The sequence below is a fragment of the Azospirillum sp. UENF 111221 genome, from assembly GCF_058780625.1.
The window spans coordinates 866,733-887,625 of record NZ_JBSNCH010000002.1; the positions used below are offsets into that span (position 1 = coordinate 866,733).

The 20,893-nt window shown below is 67.9% G+C and carries 16 protein-coding genes; 7 read left to right on the forward strand and 9 right to left on the reverse strand.

Translation table 11 applies throughout. The features are described from left to right. Nucleotides 1–8: 8 nt before the first annotated feature. Nucleotides 9–2,165, reverse strand: coding sequence for a peptidase domain-containing ABC transporter (locus ACWPN3_RS08375; RefSeq protein WP_492261236.1), 2,157 nt, complete (start codon nt 2,163–2,165; stop codon nt 9–11). A 363-nt stretch (nt 2,166–2,528) separates the two neighbouring features. Here ACWPN3_RS08375 and ACWPN3_RS08380 point away from each other — a divergent pair, with 363 nt between their 5' ends. Further along, complete coding sequence (locus tag ACWPN3_RS08380) at nt 2,529–4,487, forward strand: O-linked N-acetylglucosamine transferase, SPINDLY family protein (protein ID WP_492243554.1); 1,959 nt, start codon at nt 2,529–2,531, stop codon at nt 4,485–4,487. Between the two features lie 87 nt (nt 4,488–4,574). Here ACWPN3_RS08380 and fcl read toward each other — a convergent pair whose 3' ends face one another. Further along, on the reverse strand, nt 4,575–5,555 hold the full coding sequence (gene fcl, locus ACWPN3_RS08385) for a GDP-L-fucose synthase (RefSeq protein WP_492261237.1): 981 nt from the start codon (nt 5,553–5,555) through the stop codon (nt 4,575–4,577). Between the two features lie 225 nt (nt 5,556–5,780). Between fcl and ACWPN3_RS08390 the strand changes: the two genes are divergently transcribed. Next, a complete protein-coding gene (locus ACWPN3_RS08390) occupies nt 5,781–6,905 on the forward strand; it encodes a glycosyltransferase family 4 protein (protein ID WP_492243552.1) in 1,125 nt (374 codons plus the stop codon). A gap of 57 nt (nt 6,906–6,962) precedes the next feature. Continuing rightward, nucleotides 6,963–7,631 carry a formyltransferase family protein gene (locus tag ACWPN3_RS08395; RefSeq protein WP_492243551.1) on the forward strand — a complete coding sequence of 223 codons (669 nt, stop codon included), beginning with the start codon at nt 6,963–6,965 and terminating at the stop codon, nt 7,629–7,631. Here the strand turns inward: ACWPN3_RS08395 and ACWPN3_RS08400 are convergent. The 3 genes from ACWPN3_RS08400 to ACWPN3_RS08410 all read right to left on the reverse strand — a co-directional run bounded on the left by ACWPN3_RS08400 (nt 7,628) and on the right by ACWPN3_RS08410 (nt 10,975). After that, entirely contained in the window at nt 7,628–9,472 is a 1,845-nt protein-coding gene (locus ACWPN3_RS08400) for a tetratricopeptide repeat protein (protein ID WP_492243550.1), read from the reverse strand. The genes ACWPN3_RS08395 and ACWPN3_RS08400 overlap by 4 nt on opposite strands. Nucleotides 9,473–9,638: 166 nt before the next feature. Further along, nucleotides 9,639–10,310 (reverse strand): glycosyltransferase family 10 domain-containing protein, encoded by a 672-nt coding sequence (locus tag ACWPN3_RS08405; protein WP_492261238.1) that lies wholly within the window; start codon nt 10,308–10,310, stop codon nt 9,639–9,641. Continuing rightward, nucleotides 10,307–10,975: a hypothetical protein gene (locus ACWPN3_RS08410; protein WP_492261239.1), complete on the reverse strand. Its 669-nt coding sequence runs from the start codon at nt 10,973–10,975 to the stop codon at nt 10,307–10,309. Before ACWPN3_RS08410 ends, ACWPN3_RS08405 begins: the two co-directional genes overlap by 4 nt. Before the next feature lie 237 nt (nt 10,976–11,212). On the opposite strand from ACWPN3_RS08410, the gene ACWPN3_RS08415 reads away from it, so the two are divergent. Continuing rightward, nucleotides 11,213–12,346, forward strand: a complete 1,134-nt coding sequence (locus ACWPN3_RS08415; protein ID WP_492243548.1) for a glycosyltransferase family 4 protein — start codon at nt 11,213–11,215, stop codon at nt 12,344–12,346. Between the two features lie 54 nt (nt 12,347–12,400). Here ACWPN3_RS08415 and ACWPN3_RS08420 read toward each other — a convergent pair whose 3' ends face one another. Genes ACWPN3_RS08420 through ACWPN3_RS08430 form a run of 3 tightly spaced genes read right to left on the reverse strand, consistent with a single transcriptional unit; the run spans nt 12,401 to nt 16,069 of the window. Then, the gene (locus ACWPN3_RS08420) at nt 12,401–13,327 is read right to left on the reverse strand and encodes a class I SAM-dependent methyltransferase (RefSeq protein WP_492261240.1); all 927 of its coding nucleotides are present in this window, start codon (nt 13,325–13,327) and stop codon (nt 12,401–12,403) included. Continuing rightward, a complete protein-coding gene (locus ACWPN3_RS08425) occupies nt 13,320–14,078 on the reverse strand; it encodes a class I SAM-dependent methyltransferase (RefSeq protein ID WP_492243546.1) in 759 nt (252 codons plus the stop codon). The genes ACWPN3_RS08420 and ACWPN3_RS08425 overlap by 8 nt, the downstream gene beginning before the upstream one ends. 56 nt (nt 14,079–14,134) lie before the next feature. Further along, a complete protein-coding gene (locus tag ACWPN3_RS08430; protein ID WP_492243545.1) occupies nt 14,135–16,069 on the reverse strand; it encodes a tetratricopeptide repeat protein in 1,935 nt (644 codons plus the stop codon). Between the two features lie 282 nt (nt 16,070–16,351). Between ACWPN3_RS08430 and gmd the strand changes: the two genes are divergently transcribed. From gmd to ACWPN3_RS08445, 3 genes are all read left to right on the forward strand, one after another. Then, the gene (gene gmd, locus ACWPN3_RS08435) at nt 16,352–17,407 is read left to right on the forward strand and encodes a GDP-mannose 4,6-dehydratase (RefSeq protein WP_247879457.1); all 1,056 of its coding nucleotides are present in this window, start codon (nt 16,352–16,354) and stop codon (nt 17,405–17,407) included. A 55-nt stretch (nt 17,408–17,462) separates the two neighbouring features. Then, entirely contained in the window at nt 17,463–18,458 is a 996-nt protein-coding gene (locus ACWPN3_RS08440; protein ID WP_492243544.1) for a GDP-mannose 4,6-dehydratase, read from the forward strand. Nucleotides 18,459–18,527: 69 nt separating this feature from the next. After that, nucleotides 18,528–18,959: a hypothetical protein gene (locus ACWPN3_RS08445; RefSeq protein WP_109047222.1), complete on the forward strand. Its 432-nt coding sequence runs from the start codon at nt 18,528–18,530 to the stop codon at nt 18,957–18,959. 29 nt (nt 18,960–18,988) lie between these two features. On the opposite strand, the gene ACWPN3_RS08450 is transcribed toward ACWPN3_RS08445, so the two are convergent. Beyond that, nucleotides 18,989–20,863: an O-linked N-acetylglucosamine transferase, SPINDLY family protein gene (locus ACWPN3_RS08450; RefSeq protein ID WP_492243543.1), complete on the reverse strand. Its 1,875-nt coding sequence runs from the start codon at nt 20,861–20,863 to the stop codon at nt 18,989–18,991. Nucleotides 20,864–20,893 lie beyond the last annotated feature (30 nt).

A 20,893-nucleotide genomic window follows, 5' to 3' on the forward strand; every position in this document is an offset into this window, starting at 1 on the left:
ACGCGCTCCTAGATGTGCCGGTTCTGCTGGTGCCAGAGATGCTGATAGATGTCGCAGCGCATCAGCAGTTCGTCATGCTTGCCGCTGTCCACCACCTTGCCGCGGTCCATCACCAGGATGGTATCGGACGGCACCAGCGACGACAGGCGGTGAGAAATGATGATCATGGTGCGGCCACGGGCGATGTTCATCAGATTGGCCTGGACGATCGCCTCGCTCTCGGCGTCCAGCGCCGAGGTCGCCTCGTCCATGATCAGGATCTTCGGGTTGGTCAGGAGCGCGCGGGCGATGGCCAGACGCTGGCGCTGACCGCCGGACAGGTTGGACGAGCCTTCCTCCAGCATCGTTTCCAGGCCCTTGGGCAGGCGTTCGACGAACTCGTCGGCGCCGGCCAGATGGATCACCCTCAGGATCTCCTCGGTCGTCGCCCCCGGCTTGGCGGCGGAGACGTTCTCGCGGATGGTGCCGGTGAACAGGAAATTGTCCTGCAACACGACGCCGATCGAGGCGCGCAGGTGATCGAGGTCGTATTCGCGCAGATCCCGGCCGTCGATGCGGATCAGCCCTTCCTGCGCCCGGTGCAGGCCCTGCAGCAGCCTGGTCACGGTGGTCTTGCCGGAGCCGGAGCGGCCCATCACGCCGAGAATGGTGCCCTCGGACGCGATGAAGGACACCCCGTCGAGCGCCGGCGGCGTGGAGGGGGCATAGCGGAAGCGGACCTCCTGGAACTCCACCGTGCCGCGCAGCGGCGTGCGCAGGCCGCGACCGGTCCGCCCCTCTTCCGGAGCGTGGTTCATGATCGTGCCCAGCATCTGGACCGAGATCGACACTTCCTGGAACTGCTGCACCAGCTGGGCCATCTGCAGCAGCGGCTGGGTGACGCGCCCGGCCAGGATGTAGAAGGCGATGAGCGCGCCCATCATCATCTCGCCGTTCAGCGCCAGATAGGTGCCGAGCCCGAGCAGGCAGGCCATCATCAGCTGGTTCAGCGGCTGTGCGATCGTCTGGCCGATGATCATGATGCGGCCGACGTCGAAGCGCTGTTCGGCGGCGCGGGCGACGCGGTGGTCCCATTCCTGCTTCTGGCGGGAATCCAGTGCCAGCGACTTCACCGTGCGCATGCCGTGGATGTTCTCGATCAGGAAGGACTGCTGGCGCACCTCGGCCTGATAGAGCTCCTTCATCCGGCCTTTGATCAGCGGGATCATGATGCCGATGTTGATCGCCATCAGAATCGAGAATGCCAGGACCAGGAAGGTCAGCGGCACGCTGTACATGAACATGATCGGCAGGAAGACGACCAGCGAGACCGTGTCCAGCAGCGTCATGAAGAGCTGGCCGGTCAGGAAGTTGCGGATGCGCTCGGCCTGCTGGGCGTTCTTGACGATCTCGCCCGACGATACCCGCTCGAAATAATGCATCGGCAAGCCGACGAGCTTGTTGAAGACCTGGACGTTCATCTTCGCGTCGATCTTCTTCGTCGCGTAGAGCATCAGGTACTGGCGCAGGTAGGAGAAGGCCGCCTCGAACATGATGACGCCGACCATGCCGATCATCAGCACGCCGAGCGTACCCATGCTGCGGTGGACCAGCACGCGGTCGATCACCAGCTGGAAGAAGATCGGCACGGCGAGCGCGAACAGGCTCATCAGGATCGCCGCGATGCCGATGTCGCGGAAGATGCGCTTGTGGCGGAGGATCTCCACCAGGAACCATTTCAGGCCGAAAGGCTGCTCGGCGTCGGTCAGGCCGTAGTCGCGCTTCAGCAGCACCACCTCGCCGGCCCAGGCCTGGCTGAGGCGGATGCGGTCGACCGGCAGGATCAACTCCTGGCCCGCCAGCGGATCCTGCAAAATGGCGACGTCGGTGTCGCCCTGCTTGCCGAAGCCGACGACAACCATCGAGTTGCCGTTGCGCAGGCGCAGAATGGCGGGGAAGGCATCGTGGAGCTTGCCCAGATCGTCCCAGTCCAGCGTCGTCGCCTCGGCCTTCAGGCCGATCGACTTGGCGACGCGCAGCAGGCGCGCGGTGTCCAGCTCCTCGTTTCCGATGACGTTGCTGTGCTGAAGCCGCTCGGCCGAAACGTCGAGGCCACGCTGGCGCGCGACGACAGCCAGGGAATGCAGCCCGGTGTGGGCGCAAGGGACTTCCGCAGCGAGGGTCATGGGAACCGCCGTGAAAAATGTGAAATGCGTCGCGAAAGCAAGGTCTTCATACCGTTCGGTCACCCGGTCTTGATCGACCATGCGCTCCTTGGGGCCCAGGGGCGCGACGAAGCGCGTAGGGTCCGCCACTTGCAGACGATGTATAACCACGCGATTCCGCTGGAATAGCAGAATTGGCCCAACAGCGGCAAGCCATCTGTCCCAGGGCCCATCCATCATCCATCATATGTCTCCACCCCATGTGGCCGTTGCGGCACATCCATCCGGAGACGAGATGCCGCTTGCGGCAGCGCATGGTCATTGCTATCGACCGGCAGGACGGCTCTTCTGCCGACGACGAATTAACGCCAAGCGGTCAGCCCGATGAAAAAGCCTTCACGCAAGCAGGCCAGGGCCAAGCGCCCGGCCATTCCGGCCCCCTCCCCGCAGAGCACGGCTCCGGCGGTTTCGGCAGGGGACGCCGGCTTCGGTCGGGCGCTGAGCCTGCACCGGGAAGGCCGGACGGCCGAGGCGGAGGCCGGATACCGCGCCGTGCTGGCTGCCGATGCGGGCCACCCCAACGCCAACAACAACCTCGCCATCATCCTGCGGGCCCGCGGCGACTGGGAGGAGGCGCTGGGCTGCTACCGCCGGGCGCTCGCCCGCAACGCGGCCGATCCCTTCGTCCACAGCAACCATGGCTGCCTGCTGCAGGACATGGGCCGAAGCGCCGAGGCGGAGGAGGCGCTGCGCACCGCCATCCGGTTGAAGCCCGAGTATGCCGAGGCCCATTTCAACCTCGCCAACATCCTGCGCAACCGCGGCAACCGCGAGGCGGCCAAGGCCGCCTACGGCGAGGCGCTGCGCCTGAAGCCGGACATGGCGTCGGCGCTGTGCAACCTGGGCGACCTGCACAAGGGGGCGGTCGAACTCACCCGCGCGGTGGAGTGCTTCGTCGCCGCGCTGAAGGCCGACCCGAAATCGGCCGAGGCCTGGAACAACCTGGGCGAAACGCTGAAGGAGATGGGACGCATCGAGGAGGCGGTCGCCGTCTTCCAGAAGGGGCTGGAGGCGCATCCCGCCCACGCGCTGATGCATTCCAACCTGCTGCTGGCCCTGCACTACACCCCGGCCGTTCCGCCCGAGACCATCTTCAGGGCCCATGTGGCATGGGCACAGCGCCATGCCGACCCGCTGCTGCCCGCCGGCAGGCGCCACCCCAACCCGCGCGATCCCGAACGTCGCCTGCGCATCGGCTACGTCTCGCCCGACTTCTGCGCCCATTCGGTCGCCTTCTTCGCGGAGCCGCTGATCCGCGAGCATGACCGCGGGCACTTCGAGGTCTTCTGCTACCACGCGAACGCACGCTCCGACATGGTCACCGAACGGCTGAAGGGGCTGTCCGACGGCTGGCGGTCGCTGGTGGGGGTGGACGATGCCCGCGCCGCGGCGCTGATCGAGCAGGACGGCATCGACATCCTGGTCGACCTGACCGGCCACACCGCCAACAACCGGCTGACCCTGTTCGCCCGCAAGCCGGCGCCGGTGCAGGCGACGTGGCTGGGCTATCCCGACACCACCGGCATGCGCGCCATCGACTGGCGCTTCAGCGACGCCATCGCCGAGCCGCCGGGCGAGGCCGACCGGCTGAGCGCGGAACGCATCGTCAGGCTGCCGCATGGCTTCCACAGCTACCGCCCGCCGGTGGACGTCGCCCCGCCGGCCGAACCGCCGTTCCGCGCCAGCGGCCATGTCACCTTCGGCTCCTTCAACAACACCTCCAAGGTGACGGGGGAGGTGGTGCGTGTCTGGTCGGAGATCCTGAAGCGGGTGCCGGGCTCGCGCCTGATCGTCAAGAGCGCCCAGATGGGCGACGAGGAGACGCGCCGGCGCTATCTGAACACCTTCGTCCAGTGCGGGATCGACGCCGGCCGGGTCGAGCTTCTGGCCCGCATCGACGCGGCCGACGGGCATTTGCGCGCCTACGACCGCATCGACATCGGGCTCGACCCTTTCCCCTACAACGGTACCACCACCACCTGCGAGGCCCTGTGGATGGGTGTGCCGGTGGTGACGCTGACGGGCGCCAACCATGTCGCCCGCGTCGGCGCCAGCCTGCTGACCCATTGCGGGCTGACGGAGCTGGTGGCCTCCGACATGGAGGGCTACATCGCCACCGCAGTGGCGCTCGCCGGCGACCCGGGCCGCCTGGACCGGTTGCGCCGGACGATGCGCAGCCGGCTGAGCGCCGCCCCGCTGACCGACTACACGGGCTTCGCCCGTGGGGTCGAGGCGGCCTACCGCGCCATGTGGCGCGACTGGGTGGCCCGCAGCGCCGCCTGAGGGAACGCCACCCGAGGGGATGAAAGAGGAGAGGGCACGGCCCCGTCGGCGCCGCGCCCTCTCCCGGCAGGCTTCACCGTTCGGGGGTCATACCCCCCGCAGGCCGCCGCGGTCGACAGTCTCCAGGAACCAGCGGTAGGTGGTGGCGAAGCCGTCGCGCAAGGACGTGGGCGCGGTCCAGCCCATCCCGCTCATCCGGCTGACGTCCATCAGCTTACGCGGGCTGCCGTCCGGCTTGGAGGTGTCGTGGCGGAACTCGCCCTCATAGCCGACGACGTCGCGGATCAGCTCTGCCAGTTCCCGGATCGACACCTCGCTTCCGGTACCGACATTGACGTGCGGCTCGCCCGAATAATGCCGGGCCAGGAAGACCAGGCCATCGGCCAGATCGTCGGCAAACAGGAACTCGCGCTTGGGCGCACCCGTCCCCCACAGCTCGACGAAGGGCAGCCCCTCCACCTTGGCCCGGTGGATCTTGGCCAGCAATGCCGCGGCGACGTGCCCGCCCTGCAGGTCGAAATTGTCGTTCAGGCCGTAGAGGTTGGTCGGCATCGCCGAGATGAAGTCGCAGCCATACTGGCGCCGGTAGGCCTGACACATCTTGATGCCGGCGATCTTGGCGATGGCATACCACTCGTTGGTCGGCTCCAGCGGGCCGGTCAGCAGGGCGTCCTCGCGCATCGGCTGCTCGGCCAGCCGCGGGTAGATGCAGGAGGATCCCAGGAAGACCAGCTTCTTCACGGCCGTCCGGTAGGCCCCATGGATGATGTTGGTCTCGATCGCCAGGTTGTCGTAGAGGAACTCGGCCGGCCGGGTGGAGTTGGCGAGGATGCCGCCGACGGTGGCGGCGGCAACGAAGACCACGTCCGGCTTCGTTTCGGCCATCCAGTCCTCCACCTCCGACTGGCGGCGCAGGTCGACGCGGTCGCGCCCGACGGTGAGCAGGTCGCAGGGTTCGCGCTCCAGCCGGCGGACGACGGCGGCGCCCGCCATGCCGCGATGCCCGGCCACCCAGACCCGTTTGCCCTCCAGGGAGAAAAGCGATTCCGTCCGCACCTTGAGCACCATCCCGCTATGGAAAGCCGCCGCTGTCGTAGCATCGGGCAGGCGGGGAATCCAGTCCGCTCCGCTCGGCTTGACAAGCGCCGCCCCGGCGCGGGATCTTCCCGCCGCTCGGCGCCCGCTTGGGCGCCCGCCTGGGCTGGCGGACCTGCACCCAGAATTGGGGTTTCCATCATGATTCCGAACTTGGCTTTCACCTGGCAGCTCACGGAGGTCCACGGTTGGGGACTGGTGGGTGTCCACACCGCCCTCTACCTCGCCGACGCCGGGCGGCCGCCGCTGCTGCTGGAAAAGCCGCTGATGGGTACCCTGCGCCCGGAAAACCGCGAAAAGCTGCAGCCGCTGGAAGCCCCCTACCAGCAGATCGCCGCCATGGCCGACAACGCCAAGGGCCACATGCTGCTGCTGAAGGAGTTCGACGTCCTGCACGCGCTGGGCAACGGCTTCACCGCAGGCGGTCCGTCGACGCGCTTCCGCGGCCGGCGCAACATCGGCGTCATCGCCTATGAGGACACCCGCTTCACGCCCGAGGTGATGGCCCGCGCCCGCCAGTACGACCGCATCGTCGTGCATTCCACCTACAACAGGCAGCTTCTGGAGATCTGGGGCTTCGACAATGTCGGCCTCGCCTTCCAGGGCATCGACCCGACCGAAATGGTGGAGGCGGAACCGAGTGGCCGCTTCGGCGACCGCTTCGTCGTCTTTTCCGGCGGCAAGCTGGAGTTCCGCAAGGGCCAGGACATCGTGCTGGCCGCCTTCCGCGCCTTCCGTCAGCGCCATCCCGACGCGCTGCTGGTCACCGCCTGGCAGAACGCCTGGCCGGAGGTCGGCATGACGATGGCGGAATCGCCGCTGGCGCCGAAGCCGCCGCGGGTCCTGCCCAACAACATGATCGACGTGAAGAGCTGGGCGATGGAGAACGGCGCCGACGAGGAGGGCTTCGTCGATCTGGGCTTCCTCGGCCGCCACCAGATCGCCGGGATCCTCGCCGACTGCCACGCCGCCGTCTTCCCCAACCGCTGCGAGGGGGCGACCAACCTCGTCGCGATGGAGGCGATGGCCTGCGGCGTTCCGGTGGTTCTGTCCAACAACACCGGTCACCGCGACCTGCTGAAGAGCCCGACCCAGGGCGACGATTTGTGCCTGACGCTCGACCGTCAGGTTCCGGTCGCCGACCGCGACGGCAGCCGCTTCGGCTGGGGCGAATCCTCGGTCGACGAGCTGGTGGAGGCGCTGGAGCGGCTCTACGCCGACCGTGCCGCCGCCAAGGCACGCGCCGCGCGCGCCAAGGCCTTCATCCGCACCGAGCGCAGCTGGCGCGCCTTCGCCGAGGCGTTCGTCGACGCCACGCAGTGAAGCCGGGGCAGTGAAGCCGGGGCTTTCGCCAGGATTGTTGAGGGAGGAGGTCCGGTCATGCCCGCCACCCTGGTCCTGTTGGCCCAGCCGGGGGATGCGCGCCATCTTGCCGCCATCCTCGCCGGAGCCAACCACGACCTGACCGTCGTGACGGTCGCCGACCGCCCGCAGTTGGAAGCCGCGATGGCGGACCGTGGGCAGATCGACCGCCTCGTCGCCTTCCGGACCAACTGCGTGGTGCCGGCGGAGCTGCTGCGGCGGGTTTCGGGCCCCTCCTACAATTTCCACCCGGCCCCGCCCGCCTATCCCGGCCGCTACCCCTTCGCCTTCGCACTCTATGACGGGGTGGCGGAGTATGGGGTCACCGCCCACGAAATGGTGGAGCGGGTGGATGCCGGCCCGATCGTCGGTGCACTCAGCTTCGCCCTGCCCGCCGATCCCGACCCGGTCTGGCTGATCGACCAGGCCCATACCGCGCTGGTCCATCTGTTCGTGATGCTGGCGCCCCAGCTGGCGGCGACCGGCCGGCCCCTGCCCCGCACCGAGCTTGCCTGGGACCACAGCCGCCGCTGCACGGCCAAGGCGCTGGACGACCTCCGCACCCTGCCCTCCGACATCGGTGCGGAAGAGATGGAGCGCCGCATCCGGGCCTTGCGCAGCGTCGAGCAGGAGGGGCTCCGCCCCCGCATCGCCCTGCATGGCCGCCGCTTCGTGCTGGAGGATTAGACCCCGTCGAGGGCGTCGAGCAGACGGCGGGCGGCGGCGTCCCAGGTGAAATTGTCCATCAGATGACGGGCTGCGTCGCGGCGCTCCCCTTCGGGGTCGCGGATGACGCGGGACAGGATGTCGGCCGCGGCCTCCTCGTCCGGATGCCACCAGTCCAGCCCATGGAAGGGCTGGTAATAGGCGCTGCTGTACGGCATCAGCGCCGGGCCGGTGGTGCAGGGGATCAGGTGGGCGACCCGGTCGTTCAGATAGGCGGTGTAGGCGCTGTGCCGGGGCGCAATCAGCCCGGCCCCCAGGCAGCCGGCGCGGGTGATCGGCAGGTCCCAGCCCTCGCCATGCGACAGGCTGAGATAGTGGGTGGCCATGGCATAGAGGCCGGCAATTCCCGCATCGTCGTAGCGGTCGGTCAGCAGGGCGATGGGAGCCGCCTCATCCAGCCGCCGGCCGGTGGCACGCATGCCCTCCTCGACCAGACGGCGCATCTCGCCCATGAGGGACGACCCGCCCTTTCCCACCTTCAGGATCAGGATCGCATCGTCACCGGCACGGGTGCCGCGCAGCCAGACCCGCAGCAGCCCGGCGAGATTCTTGCGCGCGACGAAGTCGGAGATGTTGAGAACCCGCACCCGGTAATCCATCACGCTGCGTCCGCCCGGACCGACGATGGGCAGCGGCTGCGCCGCCGCATCGGCCGGATGGGGGGCGATGCCGGGCGGGCAGACGCGGATGCGGTCTTCGGGATGGCCGGCGGCGATCCAGGCCAGGCGCGAGGAGTCGGTCGGCACGACGACCATCTCGTGGGCCCGGTTGCAGACGGCCCAGGAGTCCGGGATGCGCGGCCCCTCGAACATGGTGTAGTTGACCGTCGGCAGGCCGGGGACCGGCTCCACCAGTGGCGGGGTCAGCACGCTGAGCGCCAGCCGCGCCCGCACCGGATCGCCGAGGCGCCGGGCGGCCGCCTGCAGGATCGGGTCGGTGAAGGCCGGGCGCCAGCTTTCCTCCCCCATCAGCCCGGCCAGCCGCAGGGTCGTCCCGCATTCCATCAGGCTGCGCACGAAATGCTGGGCGAAGTCGCCATAGCCGGACAGCACGGAGAAGGGGGCGCGGACCAGCAGCCCCTCCGGCGTGTGGGGCCGCTGGGCGTCGGCGGCAACCTGGCGGTAGAGCCGGGCGCGGGACAGTATGGGATCGCCCTGCGAGGCCCCCTGGGCGATCCCCTGGGCGGCCGGCGGCTTGGCGCCCGATGGACCCGCCGCCAGCAGGGTCTCTTCCGCCAGATCCGGACGGCCGAGCGACAGCCAGGCCGCGGCCAGATGGGTGCGGGCATCGGTATGGCCGGAATGCCGGGCCAGGACGGGGGTCAACACCTCCACCGCCCCGGCATGGTCGCAGTGCGACAGCAGGGCCACCGCCAGCAGGACCTGCCGGTCGGGATCGGTGGGGCACAGCCGGGCGGCATGGGTCATGTGGCGCGTGGCCGCCGCGTAATCGCCGGCCCCGTGCAGCAGGTTGCCGAGACGGCCGTGCGCATCGGGATCGCCGGGCGTCAGCAGGCAGGCGACGCGCAGATGGCCGATTGCCTCCCGCTTGGCTCCGCGCGCCAGCATCGCCGTCGCCAGATTGATGCGCCCCTGTGCGAACAGCGGGTGGCCGGCAACCAGCCGGTGCAGCATCCGCTCCGCCTCGTCCAGCCGGTCCGACTGGTAGAGGATGGCGCCCGCCAGGCTCAAGGCGTCGCGGTCGACGGGATTCTCGCGCAGCACCTGCTCGACCAGGGACAGCGCCTCGTCCCGGCGCCCGGCCTTGTACAGTTCGATGGCGCGATCGGTGACATGTCCCATGGCGTGGCCTTGACCGGGGAAGAACAGGGGAAAGCAGACGCTTGGGCGAAGAACTTGGGCGAGGAAAACGGCACCCCGCCCGATCCCCGGCCCATCCGGCGGCATAGCACAGGCCAATTTGGCCGGTCAAATGAACCCGGCGGCCCGATCCCCGGAGGGTGGACCGTCAGCGGCCCTTCTGAAAGGAGACCTCGGGATGAATGGTCACCTGACGCCAAGCTGTTCCCGTGGCATCGGCGCAGATTTCGGCCAGACGGTTGAACATGTTGTGGCCGTTCAAGACGGCGGCACGCTGCCGGGCCAGCAGGTCGGACACGTCGGTGTCCCTGTGCCGTTCCATGAAATCCATGATCCGCCGGTATGTCGCTTCCGGATCGCGGATGTCGATCTCGCAGAAGGTCGAGGGATCGAATGCCTCCCTGACCTTGGTGAACCCATGATAGATCGGGATCGACCAGCCGAGATAGGCGTCGGAAAGCTTCTCCGTCCAGTAATGGCTGCTCTGGTAATTCTCTATGCACAGATGGAATTTGTACGGAGCGATCGCCGCCCATTTGTTGGCGACCTCGCAATATCCCCGGCCGTACAGGTGAAGCTTGTCACCCATGAGGGCCTTCAACCGCCTCAGGAACTCCCCGCGGACGACATGCCCCTCGGTGAGCACCTTGTCGGACACGATGGCGGAGACGGCGAAGGCCTTGTCCATCCCCGTCACGCCGGACAGCAGGTCGTAGCCGATGGGTCCGGAGCCGGGCCACGCCTCCACACCGGACAGCCCGATGTGCCAGGGCAGTGGAACCTGCGAGAGCAGGGCGCGGGGATGCTCCAGAATCCTCATGGGAGGTGACGACCAGATCGAACTGGTCCAGGTATCCGCGGCTGTAGCGGGACAGGGACGGCGGTTCCCCGGTCGCCAGGACGAGATTCCCCTGCCGGCAGGTGACCGTCCTGGGCACATCCAGAATCCTCGTAGACCACCACCCAGTCCGACTGCCCGCCCCGCCGGTTGGCGACGAACTGGTGGTTTCCCCAGCGCCCGGTCCCGCCGGGAGTTTGCCGCAGCCAGGGCTGGTCCCACCATTTGTACAGCAGGTTGACGGTGACCGGAGCGGACGGTGTTGTCCCCTTCGGCTCCGCCCGGACGCGCAGGGGGGCGCTCAGGATGCGCTGCCGGCTGTCGATGTCGGCCAGTTCGGCCAGGGCCTCCTCGTCGCCGGGCAGAAGACGGGAAATCTCGCCATAGCAGTCCTTCGCCTCGTCCAGCCGGTTCAGGCGCTTGGACAGCGCCCCGACGAAACGCAGCAGCACAGGCTGGCCGGGAAGCAGGGCCATCGCCCGTCGCGCAAGGCGAAGCGCCTGCCCGTCCCGCCTGACGCCCTCCAACCCCTGTGCCAGGACGAACCACTGGTTGGCATCGGCCGGATCGACGGACAGACGGTGGACGCACTGCCGCAGCAGGGCCTCGAACTGGCCCGGGGCGGTGAACTGAAGGCGCTGACGCATCGATCGGCTGACCACTCGAAGGTTTTCTCCCCCGCCCGTCACGGCGAAGGATGAGGCTGAGAGACGGCCAATCTCGGACAGTCCGCCCGCCTTTTCAACATGAAGCGCTTATCGTCCGGCGGATGCAGACGCTATGAAACCGGCGGGCAGGCGGCCTATAACTCCGGGATCGCCGACCGGTCCCGCCCCACCGGCCCCGTGCAGCCTGCCGCCCTTCCGAAAAAGGCTTTTCGACCCATGAAGCTCCTCCTCATCGACTCCCATTTGACGAAGGCGAGCGATGCCTACAGCGAAACGGAAGGAATGGGTGGGATCGCCTCGTCGCTGATCTACCTGTCCGACTGCCTCGCCGCCGAGGGGCACGAGGTCGTGCTTGCCATCGGCAGCGGCCAGGATGCGCGCCGCAGCGGGGTCAAGGTCGTCGACTGCACCAAGATCACCGCCGGGGACCTGACCGGGACCGACGCGGTCATCGTCAGCAACAACGCCGACAACGTGACGGCGGTGAAGCGCTTTGTCCCCTCCGTGCCTGTCTTCCTGTGGGTCCACATCCAGCACGATGTGTGGTTCCACGACCTGAAATGCCTGGCCCATTATCTGGACACCGACCACGCGCGCTCCGCCGACGGCATCGTGTTCGTCAGCGAATGGCAGAAGCGGGTCTTCCTGGAAAAGTTTAGGGACACCGTCCCGGCGGAGCGGTGCCATGTGATCCGCAACGCCTGCAACCCCTTCGTCCTGCGGCGGCATGACGACGAGGCGGGGCTGTTCGCGGCCAAGCGGGCGGCACTGGAGGTGGCCTATGTCTCGGCACCGACGCGCGGACTGGAAACCCTGTTGAAGCTGTGGCCGGAGGTGCGGGCGAAATGCCCGGCCGCAACGCTGACCGTCTATTCCGGGCAGTCGATCTACGGCGTCGCGCAGGCCGACGACCCCATCCACCGCCTGCTCAGCGGCATGACGATGGAAGGCGTCGACTATCGCGGCCCGCTTTCCCATGCCCGCCTGACCGAGCGGCTGCTGAACACCGCCGTCGTCGCCTACCCCACCGCGTTCGAGGAGACCTCCGGCATTGCCCCCATCGAGGCGCTCGCCGCCGGCTGCAGCCTCGTCTGCACGGACCGCGGCGCACTGCCGGAAAGCGCGGCCGGCTTCGCCACCATGGTCCCCTATGGCAAGGGCGGAGACGGGTTTGAAAAGGCCTTCACCGACGCCCTGGTCGCCAAGATCGGGCAGTGGAGCAACGGCGACGGAGCGGACCTCCAGGCGTCGCTCCGGCACCAGCGGCAGGCGATCGGCGCCAATTACCGCTGGGAAAACCGGGCACTGGAATGGAAGTCGCTGATCGCCCTGTACCGGATGGGGCGCTGACCGGGCCGGCGGCGCGCGGGGCAACGGCGAGCAGGGCGGCGGCGCGGAGGCCGGTCAGTCCGGCCGCTTGCGCGCCACGAAGATAATCGGCGTTTCCCAATGCAGGCGCCGGGCGAGCCAGATCGCCGGTTCCAGCAGGCCGGAGCGGTGGACGAAGGTGACGATGCGCTTGGCGACCGACAGAGCCGCCCAGTCGCCGAAGCCCAGCGTGCGCAGGCGCTGCTCGAAGACGCCCCAGCCCCAGTCCAGCACCTCCAGCCGGCCGGGATGGCGGCCGAGCCAGCGGTCGAACCAGGGGCGGTCGATCAGGTTGAGGGTGTCGACATAGGATGGGTCGCGGCCGAACAGCCGGACATAGAGCTTCGCCAGACCGGCCGGCATCCGCGGCAGCCACAGGATGCCGTAATGCCCCTCCCACCAGGAGCCGTAATTCGGCACGACGATCAGCAGCAGCCCGCCAGGCTTCAGCACCCGCAGCGCCTCGTCCAGCACCGCCGCCGGATCGCCGACATGCTCCAGCACGTTGGAGGAATAGACGATGTCGAAGCTGGCGTCCGGAAAGGGAATCGCCTCGCCGGTGGCGTCGCGCACCGCGTCCGCCGGCAGGCCGTAATGGTCGATCAGCCGGCGGCAGACGTCGAGCGTGGAGCTGTATTCGCCCATGCTGGGCTCGATGCCGTGGATGTCCAGCCCATGCGCCGTGCGCCCGCGCACCACGGTCATGCCGCAGCCGGACCCGACCTCCAGGATGCGGGCGTTGCCGGCATCGACGCCGGCGGCCGCGGCCGTCCGCCGCAGCTCCGCCACCTGTTCGTCGGCGCGCGCCTCCGACAGCATGTCGCGCACGACGTCCTTCACCGGCACGCGGGTGACGCCGCCGATGAAGCCGCTGTCGATGTAGCCGCGGGACAGCAGCCGGCCCAGTTCCTCCCAGTCGGGGGGAGCCGCCCGGTCCTGCCGGCCCGCCGCCGCCTCAGCCATTCTTCGTCGCCCGGATCACGAAGATCGTGGCGCTCTTCATCCGGCCCAGACGGTCCTGGATGCATTCGGCCTTGAAGCCGTTGCGCTCGAACAGCGCCACGATCTCCTCGATCGAATAGAAGGTCTTGTAGGGCGGATAGTACCAGTCCTCGACCTGGGCCTGGATCGACACGTTGTCGGCGCGGCGGTTGATCTCCTGACCCTTCAGCGCGCAGGCGACCTTGGTCAGGCCGGTGAAGAAGCCGCCGACCAGCTTGCGCCGGGCCGGCGTGTCCATGTAGGCACGGCAGAAATGGCGCACGCCCTCATGCACCGGCGACAGCCAGGTCTTCAGGTAGAGGCCGAGATAGACGGTGCCGCCCGGCTTGGTGACGGCCATCAGGTTGCGCATCACCTTCATCGGGTCGGGCGCCATCATCGCAACCCCCCAGCACCAGACCAGATCGAACGGACCCAGGTTCGTGTCCAGTTCCTGGAGATCCTGGTGGTGGAACTCGATGTTGTCGCGGCCGAAGCGCTGGGCCTGCTGGCGGGCCGTGGCAAGGCTGTCCGACGAGACGTCGACCGACACCACCCGCTCCGCCATTTCCGACAGGATGACGGAGCAGATGCCGTGGCCGCAGCCGGCATCCAGCGCCCGGCCGATCTGCCGCTCGGTCAGCGTCTCCAGCATGTACTTCTTGGTCTCGTCGTAGATCGGCACGAAACGGGGCCAGAAGTCGTCGTAGAATTCCTTGGTCGCGAGATCCATGGGGCTGCCCTCCTGCCCTTTTCGAGGGCGTCGCGTTGATCGTGATGGTGGTGGTCTTAAGGGGTGCCGGACGAACTCGTCCAGGGGGAATAGGGCCTGATCCGCTGCGCCGCCGCATCCGGCTCGACGAACAGGCGGGCATTGCGGTTCAGCAGGGCCGCCAGCTGGCTGTAACCGCTCTGGGCGCTGACGCCCAGCACGTCGGCGTTCATCAGCACGTGGAAATCCTGCAGGAACTCCAGCCCCTTCCACGGCTCCACCGCCCCGTCCTTCGCCAGATCGTCGAGCGAAACCGGCGCGAACTCCGCGAAGTCGCCGATGGTCGCCGGGTCGTCGGTGGCGATGTACAGCACCGGCCGGTCCAGCGTCGGCCACAGCGCCTTCAGCCAGTCGACGTACCAGGAGGTCTCGGTGATGGTGTAGCGGAACCAGACGAAGTCGCCGCGGCGGATGTGCAGGGCCACCACCGTGTTACCGCGCGCCTTCAACGCCTGCATCACCGGATCGACATGAGGCAGCCAGTCGGGCCGTGGCTTCAGCCAGGACTGTACCCGTTCGCGCCACTCCTCGCGATAATCGAACAGGAACAGCGGCGAGAGGATGTCGACGCCGGGGCGCGGGTCGTCGCGTCGCCCGGTCACCAGATCGTTCAGGATGCGCCGGCCGAAATGCATCGGCTTCAGCCCGCCGCCGGGCCTGGGATCGTCGAGATCGAAGTAATGGCCGCCGACCCAGTCCGGCGTCTCCAGCCGGTAGCCGAATTTCTCGGCGTAGAGCCGCAGCAGCACATATTCCAGGGCGTTGTGGGCGAAACGGCCATGGGTCGCCAGCGTGGACGAACAGATGCGCGGCAGGGACGGGTCGGAGTTGGCCGGACGCTCCAGCCGACGGCCCTGCCGGGCCAGGGACTGCTGCAGCCCGGCGATCGACTTGACGGTGAAGAAGCGGCTGCCATGGCCATGAACCCCGGCCAGCACCTCCACCGCACGGTCGGTCTCGCCGGCAGCCAGCCAGTTCTCGGCGACCGCGGTCAGGCATTCGATGCGGAACATGGCGGGATCGGCGGCATGCGGATAGCGGTAGTCGGCGAAGAAGCGCCGGGCTTCCTCATGCCGCCCCTGGCGCGCCAGCAGGGCCGACAGCATGTCGATGGCGCCGGGCACGTCGCTGCCCGGCTGGGTCAGCGCCAGCCGCAGCACCTGCTCCGCCTCGGCCAGCCGGTCAAGGCCGGTCAGCACGTCCGCCAGCCGGGTCAGCGCCATGTTGAGGCCGGCACGTGCCGCACCGGCATAGCTGTCGACCGCCGCCTCGGCCAGTCCGGCGGCATGCTGGGCATTGCCCTGGTTGTAGAGCACGCTGCCATGCCCTGGCTGGATCAGCAGCGCGCGGCGGAAACAAGTCAGCGCCTCGTTGAGACGACCGACCTCGACCAGCAGGTTGCCCAGGTTCATGTGGGCACCGGCAAATCCCGGATGCAGGACGAGCGCGTTTCGCTGGCTTGCCTGCGCCTCCTCCACCGCCCCGTCCTGCCGCAGCGCGATTCCGAGGTCGTGATAGCTTTCGGAACGGTAGGGGTTCAGCCGCAATGCGCGGCGATAGGCCACAGCGGCCGTCGCCCAGTCGCGCGGCCCGCCACGCCCGCCCAGCAGGGCGGCAAGCGCCTGATGCGCGCCTTCCAGCGCCGGATCCAACTGGATCGCCCGGCGATACGCCGCGGCGGCGGCATCGATCTGGCCAAGTTCGGACAGGGTGCTGCCGAGGTTGCAGGCGGCGTCCGCCATCTCCGGCGCGATGTCGAGAGCGGCCCGGATCAGGTCCAGCGCCTTGTCCCGGCGGTTCTGGCGCCGCTCGATCAGCCCCAGCAGATGCAGGGCATGGGCATTGCGTGGATCGACCTCCAGAATGCGCAGATAGAGCGCGCGCGCCTCGTCCAGGCGGTCGGCACGCTGAAGTCCCACGGCGATCTGCAATGCTTCGGCGACGGTAGCCATGACAATCCGTGCTGTGCGGCCTCCGGCCCCGGCTCCACGGCCGCACCCGACCGGGGCCGCCGGGGATGGCCGGCCCGTTCGGCGCGCACCCTATCGTTCCGCGATAGGCGCTTCAACTCCGTTCGTGCCGCCGCCGGCTTCTCCATCGCCCCGCCGGAAAGCCGATAATGCGGCACAATGCCCGTGCCTTATCTGGGATCGGGCGCAACGCCCCTTGCCTTGCCAGGATCCTTTGAGGATAGTGCCCGATCATTAACGCCGTACAGATCAAGGGTCGGTCCTTTGCGCAAAGTTGCCCTCATCACCGGCGCCACCGGCCAGGATGGCGCGTATCTTGCCGAGCTTCTGCTGGGGAAGGGCTATATCGTCCACGGCATCAAGCGCCGGTCGTCGTCCTTCAACACGGGGCGGGTGGAGCATCTCTACCGGGATCCGCATGAGGAGGACGTCAGCTTCTTCATGCATTACGGCGACCTGACGGACAGCACCAACCTGATCCGCCTGGTCCAGCAGGTGCAGCCGACCGAGATCTACAATCTGGCGGCCCAGAGCCACGTGCATGTGAGCTTCGAGACGCCGGAATATACCGCCAACGCCGACGGCATCGGCACGCTGCGTCTTCTGGAGGCGATCCGCATCCTGGGTCTGGAGAAGACCGCGCGCTTCTACCAGGCCTCCACCTCGGAGCTGTACGGCAAGGTGCAGGAGACGCCGCAGCGCGAGACCACGCCCTTCTACCCGCGCAGCCCCTATGCCGCGGCCAAGCTGTACGCCTACTGGATCACGGTGAACTACCGCGAGGCCTACGGGATGCACGCCAGCAACGGCATCCTGTTCAACCATGAAGGCCCGACCCGCGGCGAGACCTTCGTCACCCGCAAGATCACCCGCGCGGTGGCCAGCATCGAGCAGGGCCGCCAGGACTGCCTGTATCTCGGCAACCTGGACGCCAAGCGCGACTGGGGCCATGCGCGCGACTATGTCGAGGGCATGTGGCGCATCCTGCAGCAGGACGAGGCGGACGACTACGTGCTGGCCACCGGCGAGACCCACAGCGTGCGCGAGTTCGTCGAGCTGGCCTTCGGCCACATCGGCCGCGGGATCGAATGGCGCGGCGAAGGCGTGGACGAGGAAGGCATCTGCCAGAAGACCGGCAAGGTGGTGGTTCGCATCGACCCCCGCTATTTCCGCCCGACCGAGGTCGACCTGCTGCTGGGCGACCCCAGCAAGGCGCGCGAGAAGCTGGGCTGGACCCACACCACCGCCTTCCGCGATCTGGTCCGGGAGATGGTCGAGTCCGACATGCGTCTTCTCGCCGGCGGCGACGATCACCGCTGACACCGCCCCCGCGACCGCTCAGTGACCGCCCGGCAACCGATGTAGGCGCCGTCCGATGACCATTGGAGAAGTGACCCGAAGCGATCCGAAGAGCGCACTGATCTTCGGCGTTTCGGGCCAGGATGGCGCCTATCTCTCCCAGCTTCTGCTGGACAAGGGCTATGCGGTCCACGGCACCTCGCGCGACCGGGAGATGGCGGGCTTTGCCAATTTGCGGCGGCTCGGCATCTTCGGCCGGGTGATCCTCCATTCCTCCGTGCTGACCGACTTCCGCAGCGTGGTCGAGGTCATCGCCCGGGTCCGGCCGGCCGAGATCTACAATCTCGCCAGCCAGGCCTCGGTCGGACTGTCCTTCGACCAGCCGGTCGAGACGCTGAACAGCACCATCTCCAGCACCATCAACATTCTGGAAGCGATCCGCTTCCTGAAGCTGGACACCCGCTTCTACAGCGCCTGCTCCAGCGAATGTTTCGGCAACACCGAGGCGCCGGCGGACGAATCCACCCCCTTCCATCCGCGCAGCCCCTATGGCGTCGGCAAGGCCGCCGCCTTCTGGGCGGTCGCCAACTACCGCGAGGCCTACGGCCTGTTCGCCTGCTCCGGCATCCTGTTCAATCATGAATCGCCGTTGCGGCCCACCCGTTACGTCACGCAGAAGATCATCCGCGGGGCTGCCGACATCGCCGAGGGAAAGACGGACGTCCTGGAGCTGGGGACGCTGTCGATCGCCCGCGACTGGGGCTGGGCCCCGGAATATGTCGACGCCATGGCCCGCATGCTGGCTCTGGACGAACCCCATGATTTCGTGATCGCCACCGGCGAGGCGAACCGGCTGGAGGAGTTCGTCGCCCAGGCCTTCTCCTATTTCGGCCTGGACTGGCGCCGTCACGTCAGCGGCAATCCGGACCTGCTCCGCCCCTCGGACATCGCCTTCAGCGTGGGCAACTCCGCCAAGGCGGACCGGATGCTGGGATGGCGTGCCGAACGCCGCATGGCCCAGGTGGTCGCCGGGCTGGCGGATGCCGAAATGGCACGCCGGTCGGTCGCCTGAGCCCCTGTCCCAATTCGCTTTCCGAGACCCTCATCCGTCCGGAACAGCCTTCCGAAGAAAGCCCGCCCCATGTCGGCCAGGAGCAAGCTCGTCATCAACATCGAGGTGGACGACCGCACTGTCCTGTTCCCGGACGGCAAGTTCCTGTCCCACATCGCCTTGCATGAAGGCGAAGCGGCGGACGGCGAAGGCGCCTTGCGGCTGGAGGGCGTCTTCCTGTTCAACGAAAGCCGGCTCGGGCCGGAGATAGCCTCCCTGGACGTCGAGGACGCCCGCGAGCTTGCGCGGTCGATCCTGGACGCCGTGTTCCAGGGACGCACCCAGCATGTCCTGTCGGAGACGGCCAAGGTCGCTGTGGTCTTCAACCCGAACGGCTTCGTCCTGCGCTTCGGCGAAGGGGCGGCCCTGCGGGAGCTGTTCATCGGCTCTCCCGCCATCGTCCGGCTGGCCCAGGGCGTCCTGCGGATGGCCGACCGCCTGTCGGCCTTGCCCGCACACTGATCCCCCCAAACGGCTTGGCCGCGCTCCGGTCAGGACGTTTCCTGGAAAAAGCGTTCGATCGCCCGGATCGACGTCCCGTCGTCGAACAGGACGGCGCTTCGCTCAAGGATGCGCTGCCGGACCTGGGCGCGCAGCCGCTGATCGGTGCCGAGCCGGACCACCCGATCGACATAATCGGCCGGATCGCTCGCCACGCAGTCGTCAAGCCCCATCAGCCTGTAGAAACCCAGGGTATGGCGTCCGCGCATGAAGGCGCCAGGCCAGGTCACCACCGGCGTGCCGAAGGCCAGAGCCTCCAAGCTTGTCTTGCCACCGCTGTAATGGAACGGGTCGAGCATGACATCGGCGTCGGCGGTCAGTGCGATGAAATCCGCGGTCCCCAGCCCCGGCAGCAGGTGGATGCGACCGGCCACATCGGGTCCCTTGGCGCCCAGCCGCCGCGTCAGGGCAGCGCCTTGGCCGCGCGGATCGACAAAGACAAGGATGCCGTCACGGTCCCGTCGCAGAATGGCGATCAGGGCGTCGTCATAGACGGGATGAATCTTGAACAAGCTCTGCGGACAGAGATAGAGCCGGCTTTCGGCGGCCAGGCCGAAATCGATGCGGGTCTTGCGCGGTTCGGCCAGCCGTGGGCGCCGGTAGCAGACGGTCGGGCCAGGCAAGCGGATCAGGCGTTCGCTGTAATGAGCCTCGCCATCCTCCGGCTCCATCGCATCGCAGCTCAAGAAGACGTCCAAGGTGGGAATGCCGGTGGTGTCCGGATGCCCCCAGCTCAGGCATTGCCGCGGCGCCAGCCGGGCAAAGGCGAGGAAGTAGGTGAAGGGCGACATGCCAATGTCGGTATAGTACAGGACATCCAAGCGCTCCTCGGCGATGATATGCCGTGCGGCACCGAGATCGCGCGGAATGTCGACCGCGCGGTCCGCCACGGTGCGCAAGTGGCGCCGCAGGTCGTCGTCCGGCCCTGGCGTGAGGAACAGCACCACCTCGAAGCGTTCGCGCGACAGCCGCTCGATCAGCCCCTCGTTCAGCATGCCAATGGTGTGATTGTGGAAATAGTCGGAGATGAAGCCGACGCGGAGCCGCCGACCGGCCCTGTCCTCCGCCGCGCCGGGCCATCCGGGCTCCCGGCAATGTGCGGCGGTGTAGAGCAAGGAGGGGCAAGCCTCCTGGTACAAGGCAGCCAGCTCGCCGTTCAAGGCACGATTGTCGAGCCCATGATAGGACAGGAAAAAGGACGTGACGCCGACCTCGCGCAGCGGGTCGTCGATGCGCAGGCCGTGCTCGCGCGCCTGCCGCAGCACGGCGGCGCAATGGGCGCGGCTTTCCTCGATCTCGGTCGCTGAGCGGGGAATGGCCGGCAAGGTCAGCGCCTCGCGCACCAAAAGCCCGTCTCCGCCGCCCAGCCGCCAAGCCCGACGGTAAGCCCGCCGCGCCTCCTCCAGTTGGCCGGCACGCTGGGCAACGATGGCAACCTTGCGGTAGGCCTCTGCCACGCTGGGTTCCAGCGCCAACCGATGCCTCAAGGGAATGAGCGCTTGCGGGTTATCGCCCTGCTCGCTCATGCAGCTTCCCAACCCGTCGAGCAACCGGGCATCCCCCGGCCGCAGCCGCAAGGCGCGATGGAAGGCCGCATCGGCTTTGAGGCCAAAGGAATGGAGCAGGATGGCCAGGTTCACCGCATAGACCGGCTGGCCCGGATCAAGAAGCATGGCCGTGCCAATGTGGGCCAGCCCCTCCTCGCCATGGCCGGATGCGCACAAGGCGGTGCCGAGCATGTGGCGGGTGACGGCATGATCGGGCGCCAGCCGCAGCACCTCCCGCGCGAGCGCCGCTGCCTCGGCGAAATGCCCGGCGGCATGACGCTGCTGGGCATGGGTGAAGACATCTTGGATCGAGGCCATCGGGAGCCGAAACACCGCTTACCGGGATAG